The 7,029-nt window shown below is 40.2% G+C and carries 6 protein-coding genes; 2 read left to right on the top strand and 4 right to left on the bottom strand.

Features of this window, described 5'->3' with window-relative positions; translation table 11 throughout:
* Positions 1-6 precede the first annotated feature (6 nt).
* The 4 genes from PX482_RS23980 to PX482_RS23965 form a co-directional block, all read right to left on the bottom strand.
* Positions 7-252: a hypothetical protein gene (locus PX482_RS23980; protein WP_002762890.1), complete on the bottom strand. Its 246-nt coding sequence runs from the start codon at positions 250-252 to the stop codon at positions 7-9.
* A gap of 235 nt (positions 253-487) precedes the next feature.
* Positions 488-2,656, bottom strand: coding sequence for a polyphosphate kinase 1 (ppk1, locus tag PX482_RS23975; RefSeq protein ID WP_288027863.1), 2,169 nt, complete (start codon positions 2,654-2,656; stop codon positions 488-490).
* Between the two features lie 486 nt (positions 2,657-3,142).
* Positions 3,143-3,991 (bottom strand): DUF4435 domain-containing protein, encoded by an 849-nt coding sequence (locus PX482_RS23970; protein ID WP_002762894.1) that lies wholly within the window; start codon positions 3,989-3,991, stop codon positions 3,143-3,145.
* Complete coding sequence (locus PX482_RS23965) at positions 3,969-5,324, bottom strand: AAA family ATPase (protein WP_288095433.1); 1,356 nt, start codon at positions 5,322-5,324, stop codon at positions 3,969-3,971. The genes PX482_RS23970 and PX482_RS23965 overlap by 23 nt, the downstream gene beginning before the upstream one ends.
* A gap of 240 nt (positions 5,325-5,564) precedes the next feature.
* Here PX482_RS23965 and PX482_RS27905 point away from each other — a divergent pair, with 240 nt between their 5' ends.
* Together PX482_RS27905 and PX482_RS23960 are read left to right on the top strand one after the other, a co-directional pair.
* Complete coding sequence (locus PX482_RS27905) at positions 5,565-5,756, top strand: hypothetical protein (RefSeq protein WP_041803594.1); 192 nt, start codon at positions 5,565-5,567, stop codon at positions 5,754-5,756.
* 48 nt (positions 5,757-5,804) lie between these two features.
* Positions 5,805-6,695 carry an alpha/beta fold hydrolase gene (locus PX482_RS23960; RefSeq protein ID WP_002762898.1) on the top strand — a complete coding sequence of 297 codons (891 nt, stop codon included), beginning with the start codon at positions 5,805-5,807 and terminating at the stop codon, positions 6,693-6,695.
* Positions 6,696-7,029 lie beyond the last annotated feature (334 nt).

Below are 7,029 nucleotides of genomic sequence, written 5' to 3'. Positions count from 1 at the left end.
AGCGATTTAGGAATGACCATTTACTCTGGCGGCAATGACAGCGTTGATGTAGCTGAAAATTTGGTCGAGTTCGCCAATCGCTTCTAGCTCAAGGACTTCCTCCGGGGTGAGATCATCAGCTTTTTTCTTGTCAAGAAGCGTCTGCATCCGATCGCCCAGTTCATCTGTAAATTTGAATAGGGTGAGATTATTAATCTGTTGTACCCGCAATCCTTTGGGAATCAGGCTAGAGGGTTTGACAAGAACGCTCATGGTTGTGGCTGAACGTAAAGATTTTTCGATCCTAACAAATAGTTCCCGTGAAATAAATGAAAGTATTGCCCTGACACCATTCTACACCCCATTTTCTGAGGGGGGGTTAAATTATCTCCGACAAATAAAAATTATTCTCAATAAGTCAGATTATCAAGCCCCGAACTCCAGAAGTAGAAGGGCATCCGAGGGGGTCAACGAGAGAATACTGATAACTGATAACTGATAACTGTTCCTATGGACTAATACCCGCAGATTTAAGGGTCTTGTCCATTAAAATTACATGGGTACTGCTTTCCTGTCCCTCATTGTCAGCACGACGCTGAATATAACTGCCATCGGATTGTAATTCCCATGCTTGTCGGTTATCTGACAACATAATGCCGAGAATTTCTTCCAGTTCCTTGGCGATCGCTGGTTCATCGATGGGTGTCACTGCTTCCACGCGACGAGTCAGGTTCCGCGTCATCCAATCGGCGCTACCAATATACACCTCCTCCTGACCATCATTGTAAAAGTAAAAAATGCGGGAATGTTCCAAAAAGCGGCCGATAATGCTAATTACTCGGATATTTTCGCTCACTTCCGGCAATCCGGGCCGTAAACAACAGATCCCACGAATAATTAAGTCAATCTGCACACCGGCACGAGAAGCGGCGTATAAAGCTTCTATAATCGGTTTATCGACAATAGAGTTCATTTTTGCCACAATGCGCCCCGTACCGCCATTTTTACAGTTTTTGGCCTCGCGATCGATCATTGCTAACATCCGTTTTCGCAAACTCACCGGAGCAATTAAAAGTTTGCGATAGGATTGCTGACGGGAGTATCCGGTCAGAAAGTTAAATAAATCGGTGATATCTGCCCCCAAATCCTCACGACAGCTAAGTAAACCCAAATCAGTGTATAATTTAGCCGTTTTTGGGTTATAATTGCCCGTGCCAATATGGAAATAACGACGGATTTTATCCCCTTCCTTTCTGACCACGAGAACCACTTTCGTATGGGTTTTTAGACCAACTAAGCCATAAACAACGTGAACTCCGGCTTGTTCGAGCTTTTTCGCCCAAGTAATGTTATTTTCCTCATCAAAGCGTGCTTTTAGTTCCACTAACGCCGCTACCTGTTTACCATTTTCCGCCGCTGCAATCAGGGAATTGACAATCGGGGAATCTCCGGAAGTACGATACAAAGTCATTTTAATCGCTAAAACATGGGCATCATGGGCAGCCTGGGCGATAAACTGTTGTACTGAGGCACTAAAGGAATGGTAAGGGTGATGAACGAGAATATCGTTATTGCGAATTAAAGTAAAAATATCTTCGCCATCCTGTTCTAGGATACCGTCTTCGTTACCGTCAACTATTTCTCGCAATCCCTGTAAAACTGGTGGGGTGACAGGATTCCAAGGGGGATCTTTCAGTTCGGGACAGGGTAAGGACAGAAAATAAAATAAATCTTTGTGTCCCAGCAGTCCATCCACATCGTAAACATCGATCTCCTCAAGTCCCAGATCGCGCATGATCCGGTCTTTAATATTGCTAGGGGTAGAACTGTGAATTTCCAGACGTACTGCCGATTTACCGATGCGGCGCTTGCGTACTTCTTCCTCGATCGCTAATAATAAATCATCGGCCTCATCTTCTTCGACGGAGATATCGGCATTGCGCGTCACCCGAAAAGGATAACATTCTTGGATGATCATGCCGGGGAAAAGTGCCTCTAAATTGTGCATTACCACCTGTTCCAGAGGCACTCCCGTCCAAATCGAAGCTTTTCCATCTTGGTGGCGTAATTCTTTGGATAATGCCAGAAAACGGGGGAAAACCTGCGGCACTTTCACCCTGGCAAATAGTTCTTTATCGGTGTCGGGATCGCGAACGACTACGGCTAAATTGAGACTAAGATTAGAAATATAGGGAAAAGGATGACTAGGATCCACCGCTAGGGGAGTTAAAACGGGGAAAATATTTTGTTCAAAGTAATCGTGGAGATAATTGCGCTGTTCTTGATGTAAATCTACATAGTTAATCAGATGAATTCCCTGTTCCACTAAGAGGTTTTTTAGGGTGTGTTCAAAAAGACGATCCTGCTGTTGTACAAGGGGACGCAGACGTTTACTGATCTCGGTTAGCTGTTCTGAGGCAGTCCGGCCATCGGCACTTAAAACGGCTACATTTGCCTCTACCTGTTGTTTAAGCACTGCCACCCGTACCATAAAAAATTCGTCGAGATTGGCACAAAAAATGGCGGTAAATTTTAATCTTTCTAGTAGGGGAGTCCGAGGATCAAGTGCCTCATAAAGCACGCGACGATTAAATTCTAACCAGCTTAATTCTCGGTTAAAGTAATATTGCGAATCTTTAAGATCGATTTCAGAAGTTACGGTAGAAGCTTTAGCCATAGAGTCTAATACCTAAATAATAGATTAAACAGTTAGTAAGAAGCCACTCAAGTCTAAATTTGACTATTTTTGGCGTTTTTTTAGGCTACATTGCCCCAGATTAACCAAAGTTACCCCGATTATCTTGGATGCTAGTCCTACTGATTCTAGCCTGACTGGGGAAAAAATCAATTTATTAACAGGTTAAGAAATCAGTCCCGACAGATCAAGGTTAAATTAATCTTTCAGTGAAATTAGAGTGCCAGGAAGAACAATAGGCATAATTTGCTGAGAATATTGTCTTTAAAGCCCAGCTTTGATTATAACACAAAGTCGAGCCGATCTGACTTGTTAAATATAAGTACCTGGTTATAATTAAATTAAAAATGGATTTTAGGTTCGATCCCCCCTGCCCCCCTTGATAAGGGGGGTGCCGATAGGCGGGGGGATCTGACAACTTTTAACGCCCACCTACTTATCATCTCCAAGTTCAGGCAATAATCCGAATCAGAATATTTGATAAGGATGATGATTAGATTGCCAATTAATCATTAGTGTATATATTTGTGTTTGATAAAAATAAGATAACTCATAAGCTAATCTTAACTCTCTTTCCAAGTCTTCTTTTTTAACATCATTAGCATTCCATGTACCTAAAACCTTCCAGAGTGCGATCGCTAAAATACTGATAAAATCGTGTCCACAACATAGCTGCCACGGATCGTGATTTTCATCGCTAATTACCGATAAATCCTGTTTAATTTGCTGTTCGTCTAAGGACAGTTTCTGAGAATGATTTTTGATACTTCTAATTAATTTGTCAATATCTATTGACAGATTCAGATTCTTTTTGTCAATAAACTTACTAAAATTTAATCCTTCAAACTTTAAATTCAACTCATTTCTAAGAGATAGCAATCTTAATTTACCAATTTCCTGACCTAACTTTAGTAAAGTTTCTCTAATATCTTTGGAAAAAGCTGCAATTTTTTCTTCACTTCCTCGTTCTTTTAATAATTTATCGAAAGCAGCAGATTTAATTAACATCATTTCCAAATCATGTTCATCGGTTAAAAAGAGATGATTACTGTCGGGAATTTGCTGTTCTATTCTCGAAAAATCCGCATCTATAACAGCAACAACTCGGCAAAAATTTTCTTTTTCTAAGATGGATAATGCTTTGATAGCATTATTTTTATTAGAGGCAATTGTGATCCTAACCTCTTGCTTGTTTACTAATCGCTCATAAATAAGTTTATCGCTATGACCTTCAACAATTAAAAAAACTCCCTCATGATCGCTGCGTAGTAAACGAATGCTATTAGCAATTCTGTCAGGTGTTATCTGTTCTCTCATCTTTGCTTTTTTGCTTTGGTTTCTCTAATTCAACTGTCAAATCCCAACGATCATTAATAATATCAGGAGAATGGGTAGCCATCAAAATATCTAACCCGGAAAGTTTCGTGATTTCCTGTAAGTCTTTTAAAAATTCCTGCTGCCATGAAATATGAAGTGACATTTCTGGTTTATCAATTAAGATCAAAGTATTAGGTTTAACTTTAAATAACAATTCATATAAAATTACTAATTCGTGCTGTTCCCCAGAAGATAAATCTGTTGGCGATAAAACCTCCCCTTCCTGGGTAGTGAAGATAAACCCTTTGCTTTGATCAATAGTAACACTTTTGAAAGAATATTTTTTATTAATTATATTTTTAAATAGCTCTACTTTAGGATAAATGTCATTGAATACATTGAGCTTTTTATATACATCCTCAATATAAACCGATAATAACTTTCTGGTGCTATCATCAATACTATCTTTAACTTGGAAGTTAGAATCTTCATCTTTTTTCAATAGTCCTGCACTAATTAATTGATTTCTTTCGCTTTCAAGTTGATCAATTTTTTCCCTTAGTTCATCATCGGTCAATGATGCCTTTTTTTGTACAACTCTCGCTGGAAAGGTTCGGTCTAAAGTTTGAGATAGTTGTCCATACTCTGCTAATTTAGTTTGAATATTTTCTGCTAAATCTTCAGAATAGCTGGCCACAGAGTACAATGTCATCGGCATCCTTATAGTTCTGCCATTTTTGGCACTATTGGAAATATCTAATAGACGTTGTGATTCAATAAAACGAACATTAATAGAGTCTATAATTTTCTTTAACCAATCAGGATATTCTTTCTGGAATTGCTTGGGTAAATATTCTCCAAATCGTTCATAAATATCTTCTAAATCCATAATTTCTTTTGTGGGGGTATAGAGCCATTTTTCTGATCCAACTCTATCTAAATCGGGTATGAAATCATCTATCATGCTGAGAGGGAAAGAAATTGTTTTCCCGTCTAGTAAATTAGGAGAAAAAGTCAGTTTTTCTTTTTGATCGGAGGAAGTAAAATTAAAATTAATCTTTGGTCTTACATTACTTTTTTTATTCTTACTGGTGGAAGCTTTGACAACATCCACAAAGCTTTTATCGTCAAAAATTATAGTAAATTTTTGAAAAGGAATAGCTCTTATATCTGAATACTTTAAGTTAAAAAAGCCATTGACCAATCGCAGTATTGAGGTTTTCCCAAAGCCATTTTTACCATGAATAATAGTTATTCTTTCCTCCATATTGAGATTAATTGTATGGTCAAATATGCCAAAAAGATGCTTAACTGTAATTTGTTTAATTCTCATAATTTCCCGGGAGCAAGCGATTAAACTTAGACGCACTCTACTACTCATAACTTGAGAGGATCGAGGCGTTGAAGCTAGAAATTTTGGCAGACGTTTTCAAAAAACGCCTATAGACACTGTATTATACCAAATCCCTTTTAAATAGTATGATTAACTCCCGATCGAACTTTAACAGCCCACTTCCCATTCTCCTAGCCGCTACTTAGGGTTTGCGGCAAAAAGCTTTTCGGTGGTGGCAGGGTGTGGGGTGTGGGGTGTGGGGTGTGGGGTTTTATCGATTTTCAGGTGGTCAACTACCTAATTTTCAGGGAAAAAGTCCAGGAATTTTCCCCCCGATCCCCGCAATGGCTGGCACTTTTTGAGGGGAAAAAAGTCCAAAAGTCTTATCCAACAAGGTTTTTAGATTTATTCAGCAGACCCTACTTAACCTGACAGTATATATTAAGAAAAGCAACAAATACTTTACAGATAAACAAAAATATGCAGCAAATTCTAGGATTAGAGACACAAGCAAAAATTTGGCATTGGCGGGGATTCAAAATCACCTATCAGAGTGCGGGGGAGACGGGACCGGCGATCGTGCTTGTGCATGGATTTGGGGCATCTTGGGGACATTGGCGGAAAAATATCCCCGTTTTAGGCGAAAAATGTCGCTGTTTTGCCCTAGATTTAATTGGTTTTGGCGGTTCCGACAAACCCGAACCAAAAAACGAGATCGATTATACTTTCGAGACTTGGGGGGCGCAAATTGCCGATTTTTGTCGGGAAGTGGTGGGGGGGCCTGCTTTTTTGGCGGGTAATTCCATCGGTTGCGTGGCCATTATGCAGGCTGCCGTCGATTATCCCGATTTTGTCCTTGGGGTAGCGGCGATTAATTGTTCCCTCAGACTACTGCACGAAAGAAAACGGGGGGAATTACCCTGGTATCGTCGTTTAGGCGCAGATTTTGCCCAAATAATTCTCAAAAATAAAGCAATTGGGGCTTTTTTCTTCCAACAGATTGCTAAACCCCAGACAGTGCGTAAAATTCTCCTGCAAGCTTATCGGCGCTCGGAAGCAGTAACGGAGGAATTAGTAGAAATAATCCTAAAACCCGCCCGAGATCCAGGAGCGTTCAAGGTTTTCCTCGCTTTTACCGCTTATTCCGGCGGCCCGCTGCCAGAAGACCTACTGCCGATTCTCCCCTGTCGGGCTATTCTGCTTTGGGGTAGCGAAGATCCCTGGGAACCCTTGTCCTTGGGCCAAGAATTAGCACGATTCCCGACAGTAAAACAGTTTATCCCCTTAGCTGGTTTAGGCCACTGTCCCCAGGATGAAGCTCCAGAAATAGTTAATCCGATTTTATTAGACTTCCTGCAAGCTCCTATCTAGGGTTTGCGGCAAAAAGTTTGTTGGTGGGGGTAGGGTGTGGGGTGTGGGGTGTAGGGTTTTACCCATTTTCAGGCGGTCAATTACCTAATTTTCAGGGAAAAAGTCCAGGGATTTTCCCCCCAATCACTCCAATCGCTGGTACTTTTTGATTTCAAAAAAGTCTAAAAATATTATCCAACAAGGTTTTTAGATTTATTCAGCAAACCCTATCTAAGTTCCTCTAGTAACCAGAAGACCTGGTATTAATAGGTTGTTGGATGGTGAAACCTCGGTTAATACTTTGAGGTGGGACTTGATTGGGGGTGCCATTATTGTTAGGTGGCATTCCCTGATT

The sequence above is a fragment of the Microcystis sp. M53602_WE12 genome, assembly GCF_030065455.1.
Taxonomy (GTDB): Bacteria; Cyanobacteriota; Cyanobacteriia; order Cyanobacteriales; family Microcystaceae; genus Microcystis; species Microcystis aeruginosa.
This window is presented reverse-complemented; position numbering and strand designations above follow the sequence as displayed.

What these genes read in the sequence shown, in the direction of transcription:
- PX482_RS23965 (WP_288095433.1), bottom strand. Translation starts at nt 5,324, where the DNA reads ATGAGAATTAAACAAATTACAGTTAAGCATCTTTTTGGCATATTTGAC.
- PX482_RS23960 (WP_002762898.1), top strand. Translation starts at nt 5,805, where the DNA reads ATGCAGCAAATTCTAGGATTAGAGACACAAGCAAAAATTTGGCATTGG.
- ppk1 (WP_288027863.1), bottom strand. Translation starts at nt 2,656, where the DNA reads ATGGCTAAAGCTTCTACCGTAACTTCTGAAATCGATCTTAAAGATTCG.
- PX482_RS23970 (WP_002762894.1), bottom strand. Translation starts at nt 3,991, where the DNA reads ATGAGAGAACAGATAACACCTGACAGAATTGCTAATAGCATTCGTTTA.
- PX482_RS23980 (WP_002762890.1), bottom strand. Translation starts at nt 252, where the DNA reads ATGAGCGTTCTTGTCAAACCCTCTAGCCTGATTCCCAAAGGATTGCGG.